Origin of the sequence: Celeribacter sp. SCSIO 80788, assembly GCF_051054295.1 — a bacterium.
GTDB lineage: Bacteria > Pseudomonadota > Alphaproteobacteria > Rhodobacterales > Rhodobacteraceae > Celeribacter.
Genome location: NZ_CP150482.1, coordinates 1 through 19022 on the forward strand (window position 1 = coordinate 1; position 19022 = coordinate 19022).

Here is a 19022-nt window from a genome sequence, read left to right on the forward strand (position 1 = left end):
GCTCGGCACATAGACGGACACATTCACCAGCCAAAGCTGCGCGCTGATCGTATAGCACCAGTTCGCGGCCTGCCGGACGTGATCGCTGTCATGGATCACGATCATCGCAATCATGGCGATATTGGCCAAGAGGATGGTTTTCCGGGCGCGGGCGCTCAGGATTTCGGAGCGGGTTCCACCGCGTGTCGCATCATCCGTCATGGGAGGGCCTTTCAGGTCAGGTCGGGCTGGGGCAATTCAAGGAGATCGGCCCAGACGGGCGCGCTCTCTTTGGACAGGACTTCGATATGTTTGAGCGCATGCAGACCGTAGTCGGCAGGATCGAAGATGCGAAGCTCGGCATCCGAGGTCGCAAAGGCCTCCGCATAGCGTCGGACCGCAACCGGCGGGACGACGGCATCGTCGGCGGCAACGCAAATACGGATGTCCTTGCCCGCGATGCTGTAATTCAGTTTGGGCAGGGTGACGCCGATGTCCGAGGCGTAAAAATCGCGCCGGGTGCACCATCTGCGCCACTGCCAATAGACACCGGCGGGCAAATCGGCCCCCAGCAACAATCGTTTGCCCGGCATATAGCCCGCAAGGGCGGTCGCCACGGGGCCAAGCGCGAACCAGAAGGCCAGAACCTTTGGGCGGTAGCTCCAGGGATGGTCGGTATAATGTCCGATTCCGGCGCCGATGGTGGTGATGCGTGTGACGCGGTCGGGCAGGGTCTGGAAGGGAAGACCGAGCCCGCCCAAACTGTGCCCGAGCACCCACAAGGGGCCTGTCGGAGCCAGTTTGGCCATCGTATCGAGTGCTGCGGTCTGATCGTGCACGGCCCAGTCCGCGAAATTCGCCTGACTGTCGCGCATCGGTCGGGTCTGGGATGCGCCGAAATCCCGATAGTCATAGGTCAGAACGCTGATCCCGCGCTCGGCAGCCCAAGCGGCGAAATGCCGGTAAAAGCGCTGCGGCACACCGGTGGCCCCATGCAGCACCAAGCTGGCCCGGGGCGCAGCGGATGCCGGATACCAAGTCCCGACAAGTGTGGCCCCCTCTGTCGGGATGGAGATTGTCTGCGCGGCCTGTTCCAAAACTCTCGCTTTCCTTGCATTGGACCGACTGGTCTACGGAAGCAATAGACCAATCGGTCCAATGGCGCTATCCCTTTTGCCATGAGTGACCCAACGTCTCGCGACAAGCTGATCCGCACCGCCTCGAACCTCTTTCGCCAGAAGGGGTATGCGGGCGTTGGTCTTTCGGAGATTCTCAAACAAGCGGGGCTGCCCAAAGGGTCGCTGTATTACCATTTCCCGAACGGCAAACAGGAACTGGCCGAAGCCGCGACACGCTGGGCCGGTGCGTGGCTGGAACGGTTGCTCGATGCGACCTTCGCGCAGGCCGAAAGCTTTGACGAAGGTGCGCTCATGGTGTGTGAGGCCATTGCCGCCGAGGTGACGTCACAGACTCATGTCCCGGCCTGTCCCGTGCTCAGCATCCTGCAAGCCGCCCCGCTGGAGCCGCGCCTCCAGATCACCGCGCAGGAGGTGTATGGCAGCTGGACGAAATGTATCGAGAAACACGCCAAACGGTTGGGTCATCCCCGGCCCGACGAGGCGGCCTTTTCCTTGCACTGTCAATTGCAAGGCGCGTGGGTCATTGCCTTTGCCCAACAATCCAACGCGGCCTTTGCCCAACTGGCGCGGGAACTCAGGGCAAAACTCTGACTTCTTGCCGAACCAGACATCTGTGTTTGGTGCAGCCAGCGACCGTTCTCAGCCCTTCCCGAGGCATCGAGACTTCCGGTCCATACCGGGCATGAGCCACGCTATCGACCGTTGCGGCGCAGCTTCACAAGGCCGGGCGTTCGCGTCTGTCCTGCCCAAGCCGGGCTCCTCTGGCAGTGGCGGTGAACGCCTCCCGATCGGTTTCAGACGGCTGTCTGTGCCAGAGAGGCGCAGGCCAGAAACTGGTTCATGTGAGAGATCATCACGGGAAGCTCGAACGCACCCCGCTGCCACCCTGATGCAACATGACCGCCACCAGCGCCGGGGTCAGGAAGACCTCAGGATGTTGGAAAGAGATGCCGCACAAATTGCTGCGGGCACATTTCCCCCGGCCATGGAAGTAAAGGCGATGGAGGATTGCACTGTCGACGGCAGTACTGAAAGGAACAACAGTCCGAGCGTCACCGTTTCCCCCAGTCGCGGTGCGAAATGAGGGATAGGAGCATGCGGGGAAGAAGACCAAACGGACCACAAAACAGAAGACAGACAGCACTTTGCCGGGCTTCAGGACATCGCTCGCTTTGAACGCTTTCGTCGAAGCTCAGCACATCTTAACTCCGTTTCGCAAAGGGGCGGTAATATCTTATCTCCAGACGTCTTCTCCGCCGAAGCGGATGGCGTTGGTGAGTGTGTGAATGTGACCGGCGCTGTCCCTGATTTCCCATGTGACCCATTCTCCGGAGCGGGCCGTGAAGGTTTCGGTCAGTTCCATACCGGCGATACAGGACGCGCTCGCGACAACTGTGCCGCAGTGGATGAGGGACAGGTTCAGGCCGTCGGGCAAATCGCCCTCGCCGAGGAGGCAGGTCACCGTAACTTCGCCTTCGGGCAGGCAGCCCCCGAAGGTCGCGTTGTCCCCTGAGGCATTCGCCCAAGCCGAAAGCAACGGGCCGCTGGTGACGTAGGATTCGCCCGCGCGCAGCCCGTCGAGCAGGGCGGGACGCGTGTTGTCCTCGGCCCGAATGACATTGAACCCGAAACGCTGTCCCTCAGTGGCGCGGCGGTGAGTGTCGGTGCCGCATGTCGCAACCATCCGGTAACCTTGATTGAGCCACTGGTAAAACAGCGCCACACCGCCGGGGTTCTGCGGACAGGACGTCCATGGACCGTTCCAGACCTCGACATGACGGGCGACACCGGGAAGAAGATCGGCGAAAGCCCAGCGACATCCGGTACAGAACGGGTGTCCCTCGGATTTGGGATGCGCGATGACAAAGACCTTGCCGACTGCTGCGACGCCGCGGGCGCGGGCGCCCATGGTCTGCCCGTCGCGAACGGTCCAATCGACCCAGTCGGTGGTTCCAAGCACAAGCGCATGCCCGTTGTAGGTGGTCAGTTCCTCACCTGGAATGATGGTGATCGCCTCACCTGCACGCGTCATCAGCTCCGGCAGTGCTGAAGTCGTGTTGTGATCCGTCAGGGCCACGAAATCGAAACCGCGCTCAAGTGCATAATCGAGATAGTCCTCGACCGTCAGGCGACCGTCTGAATGAAGCGTATGGCCGTGCAGATCGCCCTTGTACCACCCCGGGCCGCGTTTGCGTTCACCGAATTTGGCCCGAGGCGTTTCCGGAACCGGCAGCTCATCCGCGTCCCACGCAACCTCGATGCTGTACGTGACACGGCCCGGCGGCAGAATGCGGTGAACGTCGATCTCGACCCTCCAGTTCCCGGCCTCGATCGGACCGGGCAGGTAACCGGGAGAGGCATGGTGTGTGGAGATCACGGGGCTTTGGTCGGCGTTGTTATGTCGTGTGCCGCGCGCGCCATCGGGTCCGTACACGGAGATCGACAACTGGTGCGGAATGTCGCCGCTGCCCGGATGCGCAGGGTCGTGGGTAAAGTTCAGACGCAGGGTACCGACGCCCTCCGGCAGGGTGAAACCATGCGGCACATGCGTGCCCATATGATCGAGGTCGAGTTGGCCGGTGAATGTCAGAGACATTGCGCTTTCCTATGACTGTGGTTCGGTTGAGACATTGCGCATGCGCAAGACGATGCGCGGCGCGCAGAGCGCGACGATGCCGAGCAGAGGAGACGAAAAGACAATCGCCCAGACCGCGCCATGGGTTTCGACAATTGTGCCCATCAGCGGTGGAACGGCAAACAGCGCCAAAAGCGAAACGAGTGAATAGGAGGCCATCGTCCGTGTTGCCGAGCGCGTCGGATGGCGCATGGCCAGCGCTGTCGCCACGGGGGCGGCCAAGGCCACACCGGCCCCGATCAGAATGAAGCCGAGATAGAGCGGCCCGAGGGCGATTTTGGGTCCGAACACCGTCATCGCAACGCCAAGCAACACGAAAACCGCCATATAGCGGATCAGATGCGGCGTCGGGAATCGATTGCGCAGGTCATCGCCGACCATGCGCGCAACGAACATCCCGATCGTGAATGCGGCGTAGATTTTCGCAGCCGTGTTGGCGTCCAGAGCCAAATCCTGTCGGAGGTAGAACATGGACCAGTCGTAGATGACCCCCTCGGTGATGCTGAACCCCGCGACCAGTATGAGAAGCCCGATCACAAAGGCGTCGGGTCTCGCAAATTTCGGACCGCTGTCCGGCGCGGGTCCCATTGGTTCCTTATCGCCTGCGCGGACAAGCAGAAGGATGACGAGGGGCAGAAAGGCGCAGCCGAGCCAGAGCAGCTCTGTTCCGGTGGACATGCCCGCTCCGGCTGCCCAGCCGCCGATCAGTGCCCCGACGAACAGGCCGGCCGACCAGAACCCGTGGCTTTTGGAAATCACGTTCCGGCCGCTGCGCTCCTCGATCCGCGCGGCGATCAGGTTTTTCGCCACTTCCAGAACAGCCATTGCGGAGCCATAGAGACACAGCGGGATGGCAATGCCCCAAAGCCCCGGACCGGTGACGCCGGTGGCCGCGGTGGGCAAAAGGATCATGGCCGCCAAGAGCATCGCCCCCGCCACGCGACGGGCGCCGAAGCGATCGATCAGCGGTGCTGCGACCGGAAAGCCGAGCAATGTGCCCCCTGTTTGCGCCAGAAGCGCCAGCCCCAGTGCCGAAGGGGAAACGCCCTGAGCGCTGCTGACTTCCGGCAGGCGGGAATAGAGCGTCACATAGAGCGTCGCATTGGCAAAGAAGATGCTGGCGGGGAGAAAGGCGAGAGGCAGGGAAGCGGGCATTCGTTGGTCCGGTCAGAGAGGAACGCGCCTGCTCAATCACCATTTTAAGAGGCTGTCAAAGTGGGAATGTTAGCGCTGTCAAAGTTCATATTTCTGTCGTCAAACCATCATCAAACCGTTTTGGTTCGTTTTTATGAGGCTGCATGACCAGTCTGCCGATTTCCCTTTCGGCGGAACTATTCCAAGACAAGACAGGATATGTCATGACCTCCCAACTCTCCCGCCGCGGCTTCCTGAAAACGGCAGCCGTCTCTTCCGCGACGCTTGCGATGCCACGCATTGCTCTTGCCGCCGATGGTTTCGTCAACGTCTACACCGGCTCTGACAGCAACATTTCCGATTTCTGGACCAACGTCATTCTTCCCGGCTTCCAGAAGGTGAACGGTGCTGCGAAAGTCCGCGTGGTCGATGCCGGTGACGGTGCGGGTCTCCGGGCGATTGCCGATCGTGCGATGGCGGCTCTCGGGACGTCCAACGATCCGCAGGTCGACGTTTTCGAAGCCTATACGCCGGACCAGACCGCGGGCTCCATCGAAGCCGGTCTCTGGGTCGATTTTGCCGAGGCGGGCATGGAAGGCTGGTCCAAAGTCAACCCGGCCGCGAAACAGACGGATTTCGATCTGCCGTACCGCGGGTCTCAGGTTCTGCTCGCCTATGACGCCACCCGCGTCTCGCCGGAAGATGCGCCGAAAACATGGGGCGAGATGACCGCATGGATCCATGCGAACCCGGGCCAGTTCGTCTACAACCGCCCGGACAAAGGCGGCTCCGGTGGCAATTTTGTGCGTCGTGCGATCCACGAGGCCAACGGCCGCGATCCGCTGAAATTCACGCTTGCCAACTATTCCGACGCCTATGCGAACGACACACTGCCGGGCGCTTGGGGGCTGTTGAAAGACCTGGCTCCGAGCCTCTATGAAGCGGGCGCCTATACCTCCGGCAACACCCAGTCGATCCAGCTTCTGGCGCAGGGCGTTGTCACGATGACGCCGGTGTGGTCCGATCAGGTGCTTCAGGCGCTCAGCATGGGCGTTCTGCCGGAAACCACAGGTCTCGTGCAGCTTCAGGACCTCGCGCTTTGCGGTGGTTTCAGCCGCATCACCGTGCCGACCAATGCCACGCATAAAGACGTCGCGATGCAGCTTGCAAACTATGTTCTGAGCGAAGAGGTCCAGTCCAAAATCATCACCGAGCTTGGCGGCTTCCCGGGCGTGTCCTGGGACTATGTCGACGCCACCCTGCGTGAGAAATACAAGGACGTCATCCCCGCCTCGATCCCGACCTTCCCGGGCGGCGACTGGGATGCGGCGATCAACGACGGTTGGTATCGCAACGTGGCTCCGGGCATCTCGCGGGGCTAATCGGAATGACAGACCTGGCATCCCCGGACAGCATCGTCCGGAAGGATGGCTTTGCGAAACGTCACGGAAGGGGGCTTACGGGCCTCCTTCTCGTTGCTGCTCCGGTCATTCTTCTGGGTTGGTTGATCATCTACCCGATCTTCAACGCGGTCGCGCGTACACTTTTCGTAAAAGGCGAGGCGGGCGTCAGCTTCAGTCTCGACACCTATCAGAGATTTTTCACCGATAGCTATTCGCTTGCAAACCTTTGGCTGACGCTCTGGGTGACAATGGTTTGCGCGGCTTTGCTCATGGCGATCTGCTTGCCGTTGGCGCTCTATCTGCGCTTTGCCAAAAGCCGGATCGCGGCGGTCGTTCAGGGGCTTGCGCTTTTCCCGATGTTCGTGCCGTCGGTCATCCTCGCCTATGCGTTGATCCGCACCATCGGTCCGAACGGCGGCGTGGATCTCGTGCTCAATGCGCTCGGGCTGCCGAAACTCAATTCGCCCTATCTGACGCCTTGGGGGCCGGTGATCGGTCTGGTCTGGGATAATATTCCGCTGACCACTCTGATGCTTGTCGCGGGGCTGGGCGGTGTGTCCGACAATGCGGTCGAAGCGGCGCGGGACGCGGGAGCCCGCCATATCGCGCTGTTGCGCTACATCATCCTGCCGCAGATCGGTAATGCGATGCTCGTGGTGCTGTCCTTTACGGTTCTGAGCATTTTCTCGGCCTTTACGCTCCCCTATGTCCTCGGCCCTGCCTCGCCGGAAATGATGGGGCCGTTCATGCAGCGGACCTTTTCGCAGGTTCAGGACCCGCGCATGGCCGTCACACAGGCTGTCATCACATTTGTCATCTGTGCCGGGTTCGGCGCGTTCTATGTCCGCTCCATCGCCAAAAACCGGGAGGCCCGGCGATGACCGCCATCGACCCCATCGCCCTGTCTCATGAGACCCAAATCCCGACCCATAAGACCAAACGGACCGACTGGCTCGGCCTTGGCATCACCGTCGCGCTCGGGATCGTCATTGTCGTCCCGCTGATTGTCGTCGCGATCTGGGCCTTTGCCGAGGTCTGGCGCTATCCAAGCCTTTTGCCGCAGAAATTCGGCCTGCGCTTCTGGAACGACACCCTGTCGCGGCCCGATGTCTGGGGCGCCATGTTCCTGTCGATCCGGCTCTCCCTGACGGTGACGCTTTTGTCGGCGCTGATCTGTTTGCCAGCGGCCTATGCGTTTGCGCGGCTGGATTTTCCGGGACGCAACGTGTTGTTCCTTTCCTTCCTTGCTTCGCATGCCTTTCCCAAATTCGGCCTTCTGGTTGCCATCGCCGGGATTTTCCTTAATCTGGGCCTGATCTCCACCTTCTGGGGCGTCGTGCTGATCCAACTCGTCGGCACGCTGATGATGATGATCTGGATTCCCGTCGCGGCTTTTCAGAATGTCGACCGCGCGATGGAAGAAGCCGCCCGCGATGCAGGCGCGGGGCCTCTGCGGGTGTTCTGGTCGGTCAGCCTGCCGCAGGCCGCCCCGACCATCTTTGCCGCCGTGCTTTTGAGCTTTGTCGGCACATTTTATGAAACCGAGGGCGCATGGCTCATCGGCGCACCGGAAATCCGCACCATGCCCGTCCTCATGATCACCTTCATCAACAACCAGATCGTCGTGCAATACGGCGCGGTGCTGTCGGTCCTGTTGTGGGTGCCAAGCTTCTTCGCGCTGATGTTCACCCGCCGCCTTGTCGGGTCCGCATCCTTTGCCAAGGGCTTCGGCGTCTGAGGAGAAAACCATGGCTCAACTCACTCTCAAGAATATCGGCAAATCCTTCGACGGAACCGAGGTCATCCGCGACACCTCCCTCGATGTCAAAGACGGCGAACTGGTCTGCCTTCTCGGACCGTCGGGCTCGGGCAAATCCACGATCCTGCGCATGGTCGGCGGGTTCGAAACCCCGGATCGCGGCAGCATTCTGATCGACGGTCAGGACGTGACCCGCATTCCGCCGGAGAAACGCCCGACCGGCATGGTGTTCCAAAGCCACGCGCTCTGGTCTCATATGTCGGTCGCCGACAACATCGCTTTCGGTCTGAAACTGCGCCGGATGCCGCGCCGTGACATTCAGATGAAAGTGTCTGAGGCGCTCGAACTGGTGGGGCTTGCCGACTATGGCAAACGCCGGGTCTGGCAGCTTTCGGGCGGGCAACAACAGCGGGTTGCGATTGCGCGTGCGCTGGTGCTCGAACCGAAAATTCTTTTGCTCGACGAGCCTTTTGCCAGCCTCGATCAGCATTTGCGTGAACACCTCCGTGAAGAACTGCGCGACATTCAGCGCCGTCTCGGCATTACCACGCTGTTCGTGACCCATGGTCAGGACGAGGCTCTGGCGCTGGCGGACCGGATCGTTGTCCTGCAAGGCGGCGAGATCGAACAGGTCGCAAGCCCCGATCAGATGTATCGTGCGCCCGCGACGCGGTTTGTCGCGGGGTTCATCGGTTCGATGAACTTCCTCGCCTGCGACATGCGCGGCGGGCGCAGCGATCATCCGCTCTTTCAAATCGAAGCAAAGGTCAGCGACGGCCCCGTCGAGCTTGCGATCCGGCCCGAGGCGATCACGGTTGTCTCCGATGCCCGTGCAGGCGCGCGCGTTCACCGGACAACCGACTATGGGACACATATCCTCGTGGACATTGAACTGGAGGACGGGACCCGGATCAAGGCTATGTGCCCGCCCGCCACACGTCTCGCGACCGGCGAAACCGTCGCACTGCACGCCAGCCGTGTCGCCCTGTTTCGCGGTTCAGAAAAACTGGCCGATGTAACGTCGTCCGAAGCACGGCAGGTCGAACATGTCTGACGCGCCCGTCGCACTGAACCACGCCAAGGGCCGCACTTGGCTCAAATGGCACCGGGGGCGCCGATGCGCCTCCGACATGGAGTTTGATCCGGCGCGGATCGTCGAGGGCATGCGCCTCGGGGCTTCTGTCGAGATCGACATCGTTCGTCATGCCGGTGGCGGGTTTGCCGTACTCCATGACGACACGCTGGATCGCGCGACAACCGGAAAGGGCCTCGTGTCCGAAGCCACGGCGGTGCAGATCCGGACGCTCAGGAGGCGGGACAATGCGGGGCTCGCCACAGAGACGCCCATCGCTCTGCTCGGCGACCTCTGTGCGCATCTTTCCGGGACTCGCATCGGTGACGGTGCCCTGCTTCAACTCGATCTCAAAGAGATCTCAGAAACGCTCACGGAAGCCGACATTCACGCATTTGCGCAAAGTGTCGCGCCGGTTCAGCGCCATTTGATCCTGTCGGGCGGAGATGCAAAAGCCGTCACGCGGCTGGCACAGGCCTTGCCCGATATGCAGGTCGGACACGATCCCTGTCATTTCGGGACGAGAGAAGCGCTGGCGCTTTCCGGAAACGACACGGGCTTTGTGACGCGGGCGCTCGATGAAGCAGGTCGGGCGGAGCTGATCTATCTCGACATCCGGCTCATCTTCGATGCGCTGGGGCGCGATTTCGATATGATCGCGGCGTTTCATGCCGAGGGCCGCAGGATCGACGCCTACACGGTCCAAACCACCACGCCCGCGACAGTGGCGCTCTGCGAACGTCTGATGGAATTGGGCGTAGATCAGATTACGAGCGACGATCCGGAAGGACTGTACGCCGCCTGTCGTTGATCTGAACGAAGGCGTCAGTTCCGTCTGGTATGGATCGGAAATAGCCGTGGGCCACTGAGCCTCTCCAGTTGCATGGGTCCCCCTATGTTTAAGAAATGGAGGGGCGGCTCTGGCCAGCAAGCGACCGAAGCCGGAAGGGCCGGAAGGGATCGTCTCGAAGTTACGGCAGGTCGAGGTCCTGATGGGACAAGGCAGGTCTCGTCTGGATGCGATCAGACAGGTTGGCGTTGTTGAACACACCTATTGCCGCTGACACACTGCATCTCAACCGTTCGCGCTTTTGTTCAGGCGCTTCGGTTCCTTTGTGGTGCAGATGCTGCCTTTCGTGGCGGTCATGCTGGTGCTGCTGATCGCCAGGCGCAACGCCAAACTGCCCGCTGCTCTGGGAGGACTGTGCGTGGGGAGCGCTGAGATACCGGGGGGCACGGGTGTCGTCTTGTCGCGTGGCGCGACGATTGTTCCGCGATAGATACATGTTATGACATCATCAGTTGAGCGAAGCCGTGCGGAGACCCCGGTCTCTGTGCGGCGTCGCAGAAGCATATAAAGGACATGATTCATGACACGCAAAGTCGATGTGGCCATTCTCGGGGCCGGTAGTGCCGGTGTGACGGCACTTTTCACCTTGCTCAGGGCGGGCAAGAGCGTCGTTCTGATCAATTCCGGGCCGGAAGGCACCACCTGCGCCCGCGTCGGCTGTATGCCGTCCAAGGCGCTGATCGAGGTCGCGACGCTTTATCATGATCGGGAGCGCCAGAAAGCGTTCGGCCTGAGTGGCACGGAGGCGCTTGCCGTCGACGGGCCTGCGGTCATGGCGCGGGTGCGGGCGATCCGCGACAAGCTGGTGAACGGCTTCATCACGCGCACCCATAAACATCTCGACGAGACCCAGTTCATCGACGGCCATGCGACGATCCTCGGCCCGAACCGTGTCGTGGTGAATGGCGAAGAGATCGAGGCCGGGGCGATCCTCATCGCGACCGGATCGACCCCGGTTCTGCCCGCGCCGTTTCGCGCGCTGGGCGAGGCGCTTCTGACCACGGATACGTTTTTCGAACAACCGGATCTGCCGAAATCCATCGCGGTGGTGGGACTTGGTGTGATCGGTTGCGAAATCGGTCAGGCGCTGGGCCGTCTGGGGGTCGAGGTGCACGGCTTTGACGCCGCGCCGGTGATTGCCGGGATCAAGGACCCGGTGGTGGCCGAATCCGCCGCCGAATGGCTTGGGCGGGATATGTCGATCACCCTGGGCGCGAGCGTCGAGCCGAAGCTCGAAGCCGATGGCACGGTCACGATAACGGCGGGCGGCAAGACGGTGAATGTCGAACGCGTGCTCGCAAGCATCGGGCGACGCCCCAATGTCACCGGTCTGGGCCTTGAGACCCTCGGTGTCGAGCTGGACGGCCACGGCATGCCCGCTTACGACCGCGAAACGCTACAGATCGGCGATCTGCCGGTCTATCTGACGGGGGATGCCAATGCCGAACGTCCGCTGCTGCATGAAGCCAAGGACGAGGGCAAGATCGCCGCGCTCAATATTATCGCGGGCAGCCGCAAACCCTTCCGCCGCCGCGTGCCGCTGGGGGTGGCCTTCACCAGCCCGCAGATCGCCACGGTCGGCGCGTCTTTCGACACGCTCGATCCGGAGCAGATCGCTATCGGTGTTGCCTCTGCGGAAGGCAACGGGCGTTCGAAGGTCAAGGCGGAGACCGCAGGCACGATCCGGGTCTATGCCGACAAGAGCTCGCTGAAACTTCTGGGTGCGACGCTGGCGATTGGCGCGGGCGAGCATATGGCGCATTGGCTGGCGCTGGCGATCGAACAGGGGCTGACGGTGGACGCCTGTCTCGAAAGCCCGTTCTATCACCCGGTGCTCGAAGAAACCTTGCAAGACGCGCTGATGAGCTGTCTGGCGAACAGCGGCCATAAACTACCGCACCCGCCGGGTCTGACGCCCGCGTAAGGATCAAAGGCTCGACCGGAACACATAGCGCCGGTCGAGCTGAAACTTGACCACATAGCCAATGGCGAGGCCGAGGATTGCACCGGCCTCGCGCGCGGTGGTGCTGTGCCAGAGCGCCCAGGCTCCGGCCTCCATGCCCCAGAAAATCGCCGTCGTGATCAGCCCCATGGCGGTATAAAGCCCGAATTTGCGACCATGCGCCCGTGCACCGCCCTCGCGGTCGTAGAAAATCCAGCGCTTGTCGAGCAGGTATTTGACGACAAGCCCGATTCCGGTGCCTGTGATCAAAGCCACGAGCAGCGCGCCGGGGCCGGGCCATAGCGCAAGCGCGAGCCGCTGCGCCCCGAGATTGGCCAGCGTGGCAAGGGTGGCGAAGGCCGCGTAGCGCAGGGCCAGCGCAGGCAGGGGCAGCGGTGTGGCGCTCATAGCAAGGTGCCGGCGACCCCGAGGGCGAAGATGAGGCCAAAGCAAATCAGGCTGACCCTGTCTTTCGCGGCATAGAGCACCGGATCGTCGTTCATCTGACCGCGATGGGTGGTCATCACCATGCGGCTGATCCAGTAGAGCAGCACCAGACAGGCGCCCCAAAGAAAGCCCGGCTGCGGATACATTTCCAGAACATGCGGCGCGCTGATATAAAGCGCCATGACGAGGACGGAAATATAGCCAGAGGCCAGCGCCATCATTGTCACGATGGGCACATCCTCGACATGATAGCCACGCCCATGGGCCTTGAGCTTGCCGGAATTGCGACTGTCGACCAGCTCGGCCTGACGTTTCACGGCGGCGAGCGAGAAAAAGAAGAAGATCGAGAAGGCTAGAAGCCAGACCGACATCGGAATGCTCGCGCTGGTGCCGCCCGCGAGGATGCGCAGGGTGTAAAGCCCGGCGAGTGCGAAAATGTCGATGACCAGATGTCGTTTGAGCCAGAGCGAATAGGCCATGGTCAGCACGTAATAGGCCAGCATGATGACAAGAAAGTTCGGCCCGAGAAGGATTGCCGGGATCAGCCCCGCGATCAGCAGCGAGGCCGCCATCACCGTGCCGCGCGCGATCGGGATCGTGCCTGCGGCAAAGGGCCTAAGCCGCTTGCGCGGATGCGCCCGGTCGCCCTTCAGGTCGAGAAGATCGTTCAGCACATAGACCGAGGAGGCGATGAGGCTGAAGGAGACAAACGCCACACAGGCGAGGAAAAACACCCCGACGTTCAGCTCATGCGCGGCCAGCATCGGCAGGAAGATCAGCAGGTTCTTGAGCCACTGATGCGGGCGGATCGCCTTGGCATAGGGGCGCAGGTCGCGGGTGTAGGGCGCCAGATGTTCGATGGGCCCGTTGCAGGCGACGCGCGCCTGTAGCGCGGGTTTGGCGTTGACCGTGATCGCCCCGCCCGCCACCTGCCAGACCGGCAGGTCCGCCGGATGATCGCCCATGTAGATGAAATTGCCTGCGCCGAATTCCGAGACGAGACGCTCGGCCTTGGTCGGGCCTTTGAGATTGCAGGTACCATCGGAGCCGATCACCAGATCGAACAGCCCGAGGTGTTCCGCGATGCGGTTCGCGAGCCTCTGATCGGTTGCGGTCACAAGCGCGGTGCGTCCACCCTGAGCCCGCCAGTCGCGCAGGCGCTGCAACACGGTCTCGTCATAGGGGAGGGTCGCGATGTCGACATCGGAGCGCTCCGCCAGAAGCCGTTTGAACGCCGCCTTGCCCCGGATGAACGCTCCGAGTGCGCGAAACGGCACGGACCAGTCCCTGGCAAAGCCGGACCAGAAGCTCTCATGCAGCATGTCCGTACGCAGAACCGTGCCGTCGAGATCGACCACGAGGGTCTGGAGAGGGAGCTGAGAGGCCTGTTCCAAAACGACTTTCCGGGCAGCGACACGCGATGATGCCGAGACTGAATGCGGGGAGGGGGCATGTCAATGCCGCAACGCGGAGGAGGAAGGGGCTGGTGTACGCGTCAGACCGGGGGCACGGACCACATCATCTCTCCCGCAGTGCGGAGATTTCATGTCCCGAAGATGTAGGGGGGGAGGTGAGTAGGAGACTCGCCACCATTTTTCTAAGCGATTGGAAGGCCGAAATAATCGAGTGCGAGGTTGAGTTGTGTGTCGCACTTTGAAGTGGTCCCAGTTTTCTGGACAGCTTGGCACCACCCCTTCCGACGAACGGCTGGTTTGGGCCGAGAGGCGCCGATTGAGTTTAACCGCTACGTTCCGAATGGTTACAATCTAGGAATAGATGCTCACGCATTTGATCAAATTGCGTTTTGTACATTCGGGATATCCACGGTGCCGAAGACGCGGCCCGACGGTGAGCCTGTGGGGGAGCCGCCGACAGGTTCCTCGGAGACGCCCAAGGTGAGCGTGCCGCGTACCGCTGCGATTTCTGGCGGCAGAGCGAGGCGGACGCTCTCACCTGCGGGCCACAGGCCAACCGACTGTGCAGGCTCGTTCGGTCCATGCGCCCAGACTTGCAGGATGCGGCCCTCAGGGGCGCCACCCATAGTGCGGGTCAGGATGACTTCTTGGCGGGTCTTATCGACCACGGCGACCACGCGGAAATCCCCGATCTCAGAGGCGATCTCGGCTGTGTAAAGCGGGCCTGTGCCTTGCGGAGTGCGCATAGGGAAGACTGCAAGCACAAGCACCAGCGCGGCGGCCACGGCCCCGCCCGCCAGCGCCTGCCAGATCCCGAGCCGCTGCAAAAGCGGCGGCTTCACGGTATCGGGAAAGAGGTCGGCCATCAGCGCGACCTTGACGGAGGCAGGGGCGTCAACGGGCGGCAGGTCGGCCATGGCGGCCAGTTGCGCCTCCCACCCATGCACGCGCTTGGCAAAGGCTCGGTCGGTCGCGGCCCGCTTTTGCGCCTCCGTCAGCGCCGCGTCCTCAAGCAGTCCGAGCGTCAGTTCGGCCGCCAGCATATCGTCGTCATACGGCTCGCTCATTGCTCCATACACTTCCTCAATGCAATCAACCCGCGCCGCAACCACGTGCGCATGGTGTTGAGTGGCACTTTCGCGGCCTCGGCCAGTTCTGCATAGTTGCGCCCGTCGAGGTAGGCTCCGGTGATGGCACTGCGGCGCTCGGTGGGCAAGGTGTCGAGGCACTCGACAATACGCTTTGCTTCCGAGGCGACCATTGCTCCCTGCTCAGGTGTATGCGCCGAAGAGGCCAGCGTCTCCGAATAGGCCCCGACATCCGCATGGCTGCGCCGTGCCCTAAGGCGGTCAATCGCGGTGTTGCGGGCAATGGTGATCAGCCACGTCATCGGCGAATGGCCCGTCACTTTGTAACGGTCCGCGTTCTTCCAGATTTTCACATAGGTGTCGTGCATAGCGTCCTCGGCCGCGTGGCGATCCCCCAAGACACGCAGCGAGACGGCGAAAAGTTTCGCTTGGGTCAGATCGTAAAGATCCGAGAGGGCGGCCCGTTCCCCCAAGGACACACGGGCGATCAGAGCCTCGACCCTCTCTCGGGGCTGCGAGGTTTGCGGTTGTGTCGCGTCGTCGCCCATACGCCCTCAAAAAAAATTGTTGGCGCCGAAACTCTCGCACCGCTCCGCCCGTGGTTAAGGGTGATTAATCCGCAAAACACGGCTCAACGCAAGCCAATAGACAGGAAGGACCGTACAATGAAAACCTTGAAACTTGCTCTGACTGCAACCGCCGCTCTGGCCACCGCTGCCCCCGCTTTCGCCATGCACCACGCTGGCACCATGGGCTATGCGCTCGCCGAGGACGGCAAGACGCTCGTGACCATGGCCGATATCGCCGCCCCTGGCGAGGTGATGACCTATGATCTCGAGATGCCCCTGCGTGCTATCGCCTACCGTCCCGTGACGGGCCAGCTTCTGGGCTATGCCGATGGTATGATCTACGAGGTCGACCCGATGACGGGCGCTCTGACAGATCTTGGCGCGATGTTTATGGATGACGCGATGATCGGCGACGGCGCAGTGGCCTTTGACTTCAACAACCAGATCGACGCCGTGCGCGCTGTTGGCGCCGATGGCGCGAACCTCGTCTACTTTCCCGATGGCTTCGGCGATGGCGATGAGCGCGCAAACTCCGTGCGCCGTTTTACCGATACCTTTTACGCCGACGGGGACATGAGCGAAGGCGCCGCCCCCCTGATTTTTGCAAACGCCTACACCAACGCGATCAACGGCATGACGGCCTCCTCGACCGCGCAATATGCGATTGATGCACGCGCTAACGCGCTTGTTAAGCTGGCCAACAACGCAGGCGAGCTGGCCTCTGTCGGCTATCTGACAATCGACGGCGAGGCCGTGGATGTGGTTGAATGGGGTGGGTTTGACATCGTCTCCCCCGAGGAGGGCACGGACCACGCCTTTGCCATCCTGCAACTGGATGGTGAGAGCACCGCAGGCCTCTACTCCGTTGACCTCTCTACGGGTGCGCTGATGATCATCGGCGATCTGGGTATGGGGGGCTTCACGGGATTTGCGGCCTCGAAAGGTATGTAAAATCTGTTAGGCCATTCGGCCATTGACACTCTTCGGAATGCGCCCCGATCCAATGGTCGGGGCGCATTTTAATTGGTCTCTTTGCCGAAATCCCATTTTCCCGTTTTGGTTCAAGTGAGTTATTCTCGCCCCTCCGCGGTCGCGCCGGAGCGATCCCGTAGCGAAAATAATTTGTGGCGTGCTGAAACTTCTCCAAGGCCTGCCACGTGACTTCTCTCGTATCCGCCAAAGACGCGGATGAATCAGAGAGGAAAGACCTATGAAAATCGTATCAAAACTGGCCACCGCCGCAACCGCACTTATGATCGCAACCGCGGCTCATGCTGAAAACCCGATGGTTGGTGGCGCTCCGATGTTCGAGACCAAAAACATCGTTGAGAATGCCGTCAACTCTGCCGATCACACAACACTCGTTGCGGCTGTGCAAGCCGCAGGTCTCGTTGAGACTTTGCAAAGCGACGGCCCGTTCACCGTCTTTGCCCCTGTGAACGACGCCTTCGCCGCTCTGCCCGATGGCACAGTGGAGACGCTCCTGAAGCCCGAAAACAAAGACATGCTCGTGAAAGTGCTGACCGCCCACGTCGTCGCAGGGGACTGGTCCGCGGCCGAGATCGCGGCCAAGGCCAAAGCCTCTTCCGACGGGTTCTACCACTTCAAAGCTGTGTCCGGTGACACGCTGTCCGCACAGGTCAAAGGCAGCAACGTCTACATCTACGACGAAAGCGGGAATGCAGGGCGCGTGACCATCGCTGATGTCAACCAATCGAACGGCGTGATCCACGTTGTCGATTCCGTACTTGTGCCGAAGTAAGGCCGAAAGGACGGGAATGTGCGGGCGGTCTTCCCCATGACCCAGTTGGGCCGCCCGCATTCATTTTCCCTCAAACTAGGTCAGCCATGAAAACGGTGAGGTGACACATGTAATGCAGAGCCTTGCTTCGGGCCACAGGCGCAGCTTTGATGGTCCGTCCTGCTGACGCTGCGGATTGCGGATTTAAGATGTGTCGAACCGAGGCCGAATGGCGCACTCTTTTGAGTGAGGATGAGGTCCCCCTGGTTTCTTGGACACCTACCGTGTTCAGTCCGGCTTTTTTTCGAAGTCAACGTACGAAGGCATGCCATTGCTATTGTGCTACCCAAGTGACGAACGACCAGTTCGGTGAAGCCGCACCGCGGCGACCAGATCAGGCCGAAAGGCAACACAGAGCGGTTAGTTGCGTCTGTTACTTTCGGCCCAAATGTATGTACCGGCTGCTGTTCGCAAGTGATTTTCTGGCATGTTCTCGGAAGTCGCTCATATGTATCCGGCCTGTTGATCGACACGCGGGTCGTGGCCTTGTTGGGGTTATGCACGCGCCGTGATCTCATTAGCGGACAGGTCGATAATGACCTAATGGGTCGTTAGACTCTGGGGGCGTAATATTTCCGTTCCATGCTTACGATCTATCGCGAACTCCTTTGAATTGCTTCGGGATGTTAAACGCCGATTGCAACCTTGTCTCTTGGGGCGTCGAAGGCCGTTTTATGTCTCAAAATGCTTCAGGCCATCCGGGCCAGCTTGTTGGCGAGTGCGACGGCTGCCTTATTGCGATGCATGCGTTCGGAAGCGCGTGCGAGCCATTCACCAAAACTGAAGTCGGGCCATCGGTGGGGTCGCATCATGATGATCTTTGCTGCCTGAACGAACAGCATCCGCAGATATCGACTGCCGCGTTTGGATATGCGTCCAAGCACCGTTCTGCCCCCGGTGCTATATTGACGGGGGACCAACCCGACCCATGCCGCAAAATCCCGACCTCGATCAAACGCTTCTCCCTCACCGATGGAAGCGACCATCGCTGTCGAGATCATCGGGCCAATTCCAGGAACGGTCATGACGTTGACGCAGTTCTCCTCAGTTCGGCTGATCTCTTCGATCTCCTGCGAGACCTTGTCGATGCGATCGTCCATCCACATCCAGTCCCCATAAAGACCGATCAGGATCGAACGCATCCTGGGTGAGATTTCGTCTTTGCGCTCCTCCAATATCGTTTCAAAGGAATTCTTCAAAGCGCGCAGACCTTTGCGGACCGTGATGCCCTGCTCGATCAAGACGGCCCGGATTTGATTGATCGTCGCAGTTCGGCGCGACACCAAACGTGATCGCACACGATGCAAAGCTTGCAGGTCGAGCTGATCCTGGCTCTTCTCAGATACAGCCTTCAAGTTCGGACGCAGCGCCGCCTCAGCAATCGCTTCGGCGTCATTGTCGTCGTTCTTTGGTCCCTTGTTGAAAGGCTTCACATAGATCGCTGGGATGATACGGGGCTCAAAGCCCAATTTGCGCAATGTTCGACTGACGAAATGCGCACTCAAGCAGGCTTCCATGCCCACCACGCAACGCGCCAGATCTTCAAATGTCGCGACTAACGCGAGGCGCTTGATCTGTTTCCGCAGGACCCGCTGCCCCGCCTGATCGAAGCCCACAAAGTGGAATGTGTCTTTGCCAATATCGATCCCGATCGACATCAGTTCATCAAACTCGTTCTTCGGCATGCTACTTCTCCTGTTTGCAGAAATAGGCTCAGCCTAACCTGCCGGGTGAAGCAGCCGGTACATCCCGTTAGCCGACCTCCACAAGGCAGGCCAACGCTGCGGTG

17 protein-coding genes and 3 pseudogenes are annotated in these 19022 nt (G+C 60.9%); 10 read left to right on the forward strand and 10 right to left on the reverse strand.

What is annotated here, in order from left to right:
* Both V1471_RS00005 and V1471_RS00010 read right to left on the reverse strand, forming a co-directional pair.
* The coding region (locus V1471_RS00005) for a hypothetical protein (RefSeq protein ID WP_434286201.1) at positions 1-201 on the reverse strand (201 nt) is incomplete at its 3' end.
* A gap of 11 nt (positions 202-212) precedes the next feature.
* Complete coding sequence (locus V1471_RS00010) at positions 213-1076, reverse strand: alpha/beta hydrolase family protein (protein ID WP_434286202.1); 864 nt, start codon at positions 1074-1076, stop codon at positions 213-215.
* Between the two features lie 81 nt (positions 1077-1157).
* On the opposite strand from V1471_RS00010, the gene V1471_RS00015 reads away from it, so the two are divergent.
* A complete protein-coding gene (locus tag V1471_RS00015; protein ID WP_434286203.1) occupies positions 1158-1709 on the forward strand; it encodes a TetR/AcrR family transcriptional regulator in 552 nt (183 codons plus the stop codon).
* A 280-nt stretch (positions 1710-1989) separates the two neighbouring features.
* Here the strand turns inward: V1471_RS00015 and V1471_RS00020 are convergent.
* The 3 genes and pseudogenes from V1471_RS00020 to V1471_RS00030 all read right to left on the reverse strand — a co-directional run.
* Positions 1990-2195: pseudogene (locus tag V1471_RS00020) on the reverse strand (bile acid:sodium symporter); the annotation flags it as partial.
* Between the two features lie 157 nt (positions 2196-2352).
* The gene (locus V1471_RS00025) at positions 2353-3714 is read right to left on the reverse strand and encodes a CehA/McbA family metallohydrolase (RefSeq protein WP_434286204.1); all 1362 of its coding nucleotides are present in this window, start codon (positions 3712-3714) and stop codon (positions 2353-2355) included.
* A 9-nt stretch (positions 3715-3723) separates the two neighbouring features.
* Positions 3724-4908, reverse strand: coding sequence for an MFS transporter (locus tag V1471_RS00030; RefSeq protein ID WP_434286205.1), 1185 nt, complete (start codon positions 4906-4908; stop codon positions 3724-3726).
* A 203-nt stretch (positions 4909-5111) separates the two neighbouring features.
* On the opposite strand from V1471_RS00030, the gene V1471_RS00035 reads away from it, so the two are divergent.
* The 7 genes and pseudogenes from V1471_RS00035 (at position 5112) to V1471_RS00065 (ending at position 11895) form a co-directional block, all read left to right on the forward strand.
* Positions 5112-6269, forward strand: coding sequence for an extracellular solute-binding protein (locus V1471_RS00035; protein ID WP_434286206.1), 1158 nt, complete (start codon positions 5112-5114; stop codon positions 6267-6269).
* A 5-nt stretch (positions 6270-6274) separates the two neighbouring features.
* Positions 6275-7171: an ABC transporter permease gene (locus V1471_RS00040; RefSeq protein WP_434286207.1), complete on the forward strand. Its 897-nt coding sequence runs from the start codon at positions 6275-6277 to the stop codon at positions 7169-7171.
* Positions 7168-8028, forward strand: a complete 861-nt coding sequence (locus tag V1471_RS00045) for an ABC transporter permease (protein ID WP_434286208.1) — start codon at positions 7168-7170, stop codon at positions 8026-8028. The genes V1471_RS00040 and V1471_RS00045 overlap by 4 nt, the downstream gene beginning before the upstream one ends.
* A 10-nt stretch (positions 8029-8038) precedes the next feature.
* A complete protein-coding gene (locus tag V1471_RS00050) occupies positions 8039-9103 on the forward strand; it encodes an ABC transporter ATP-binding protein (RefSeq protein ID WP_434286209.1) in 1065 nt (354 codons plus the stop codon).
* Entirely contained in the window at positions 9096-9932 is an 837-nt protein-coding gene (locus tag V1471_RS00055) for a glycerophosphodiester phosphodiesterase (protein ID WP_434286210.1), read from the forward strand. Before V1471_RS00050 ends, V1471_RS00055 begins: the two co-directional genes overlap by 8 nt.
* 109 nt (positions 9933-10041) lie before the next feature.
* Positions 10042-10176: pseudogene (locus V1471_RS00060) on the forward strand (IS3 family transposase); the annotation flags it as partial.
* 315 nt (positions 10177-10491) lie between these two features.
* The gene (locus tag V1471_RS00065) at positions 10492-11895 is read left to right on the forward strand and encodes a dihydrolipoyl dehydrogenase (RefSeq protein WP_434286211.1); all 1404 of its coding nucleotides are present in this window, start codon (positions 10492-10494) and stop codon (positions 11893-11895) included.
* A 3-nt stretch (positions 11896-11898) separates the two neighbouring features.
* Here V1471_RS00065 and V1471_RS00070 read toward each other — a convergent pair whose 3' ends face one another.
* The 4 genes from V1471_RS00070 to V1471_RS00085 form a co-directional block, all read right to left on the reverse strand.
* Positions 11899-12321, reverse strand: coding sequence for a GtrA family protein (locus V1471_RS00070; RefSeq protein WP_434286212.1), 423 nt, complete (start codon positions 12319-12321; stop codon positions 11899-11901).
* On the reverse strand, positions 12318-13754 hold the full coding sequence (locus tag V1471_RS00075) for a UbiA family prenyltransferase (protein WP_434286213.1): 1437 nt from the start codon (positions 13752-13754) through the stop codon (positions 12318-12320). The genes V1471_RS00070 and V1471_RS00075 overlap by 4 nt, the downstream gene beginning before the upstream one ends.
* Positions 13755-14152: 398 nt before the next feature.
* A complete protein-coding gene (locus tag V1471_RS00080; protein ID WP_434286214.1) occupies positions 14153-14842 on the reverse strand; it encodes an anti-sigma factor in 690 nt (229 codons plus the stop codon).
* Positions 14839-15411, reverse strand: a complete 573-nt coding sequence (locus V1471_RS00085) for a sigma-70 family RNA polymerase sigma factor (protein ID WP_434286215.1) — start codon at positions 15409-15411, stop codon at positions 14839-14841. Before V1471_RS00085 ends, V1471_RS00080 begins: the two co-directional genes overlap by 4 nt.
* A 117-nt stretch (positions 15412-15528) precedes the next feature.
* Here V1471_RS00085 and V1471_RS00090 point away from each other — a divergent pair, with 117 nt between their 5' ends.
* Both V1471_RS00090 and V1471_RS00095 read left to right on the forward strand, forming a co-directional pair.
* Positions 15529-16383: a DUF4394 domain-containing protein gene (locus V1471_RS00090; protein WP_434286216.1), complete on the forward strand. Its 855-nt coding sequence runs from the start codon at positions 15529-15531 to the stop codon at positions 16381-16383.
* Positions 16384-16642: 259 nt separating this feature from the next.
* Positions 16643-17194, forward strand: a complete 552-nt coding sequence (locus V1471_RS00095) for a fasciclin domain-containing protein (RefSeq protein WP_434286217.1) — start codon at positions 16643-16645, stop codon at positions 17192-17194.
* Positions 17195-17859: 665 nt separating this feature from the next.
* Here V1471_RS00095 and V1471_RS00100 read toward each other — a convergent pair.
* A pseudogene (locus V1471_RS00100) lies at positions 17860-18918 on the reverse strand (IS110 family transposase).
* Between the last annotated feature and the right edge of the window lie 104 nt (positions 18919-19022).

What these genes read in the sequence shown, in the direction of transcription:
- V1471_RS00015 (WP_434286203.1), top strand. Translation starts at nt 1,158, where the DNA reads ATGAGTGACCCAACGTCTCGCGACAAGCTGATCCGCACCGCCTCGAAC.
- V1471_RS00025 (WP_434286204.1), bottom strand. Translation starts at nt 3,714, where the DNA reads ATGTCTCTGACATTCACCGGCCAACTCGACCTCGATCATATGGGCACG.
- V1471_RS00030 (WP_434286205.1), bottom strand. Translation starts at nt 4,908, where the DNA reads ATGCCCGCTTCCCTGCCTCTCGCCTTTCTCCCCGCCAGCATCTTCTTT.
- V1471_RS00035 (WP_434286206.1), top strand. Translation starts at nt 5,112, where the DNA reads ATGACCTCCCAACTCTCCCGCCGCGGCTTCCTGAAAACGGCAGCCGTC.
- V1471_RS00040 (WP_434286207.1), top strand. Translation starts at nt 6,275, where the DNA reads ATGACAGACCTGGCATCCCCGGACAGCATCGTCCGGAAGGATGGCTTT.
- V1471_RS00045 (WP_434286208.1), top strand. Translation starts at nt 7,168, where the DNA reads ATGACCGCCATCGACCCCATCGCCCTGTCTCATGAGACCCAAATCCCG.
- V1471_RS00050 (WP_434286209.1), top strand. Translation starts at nt 8,039, where the DNA reads ATGGCTCAACTCACTCTCAAGAATATCGGCAAATCCTTCGACGGAACC.
- V1471_RS00055 (WP_434286210.1), top strand. Translation starts at nt 9,096, where the DNA reads ATGTCTGACGCGCCCGTCGCACTGAACCACGCCAAGGGCCGCACTTGG.
- V1471_RS00065 (WP_434286211.1), top strand. Translation starts at nt 10,492, where the DNA reads ATGACACGCAAAGTCGATGTGGCCATTCTCGGGGCCGGTAGTGCCGGT.
- V1471_RS00070 (WP_434286212.1), bottom strand. Translation starts at nt 12,321, where the DNA reads ATGAGCGCCACACCGCTGCCCCTGCCTGCGCTGGCCCTGCGCTACGCG.
- V1471_RS00080 (WP_434286214.1), bottom strand. Translation starts at nt 14,842, where the DNA reads ATGAGCGAGCCGTATGACGACGATATGCTGGCGGCCGAACTGACGCTC.
- V1471_RS00085 (WP_434286215.1), bottom strand. Translation starts at nt 15,411, where the DNA reads ATGGGCGACGACGCGACACAACCGCAAACCTCGCAGCCCCGAGAGAGG.
- V1471_RS00090 (WP_434286216.1), top strand. Translation starts at nt 15,529, where the DNA reads ATGAAAACCTTGAAACTTGCTCTGACTGCAACCGCCGCTCTGGCCACC.
- V1471_RS00095 (WP_434286217.1), top strand. Translation starts at nt 16,643, where the DNA reads ATGAAAATCGTATCAAAACTGGCCACCGCCGCAACCGCACTTATGATC.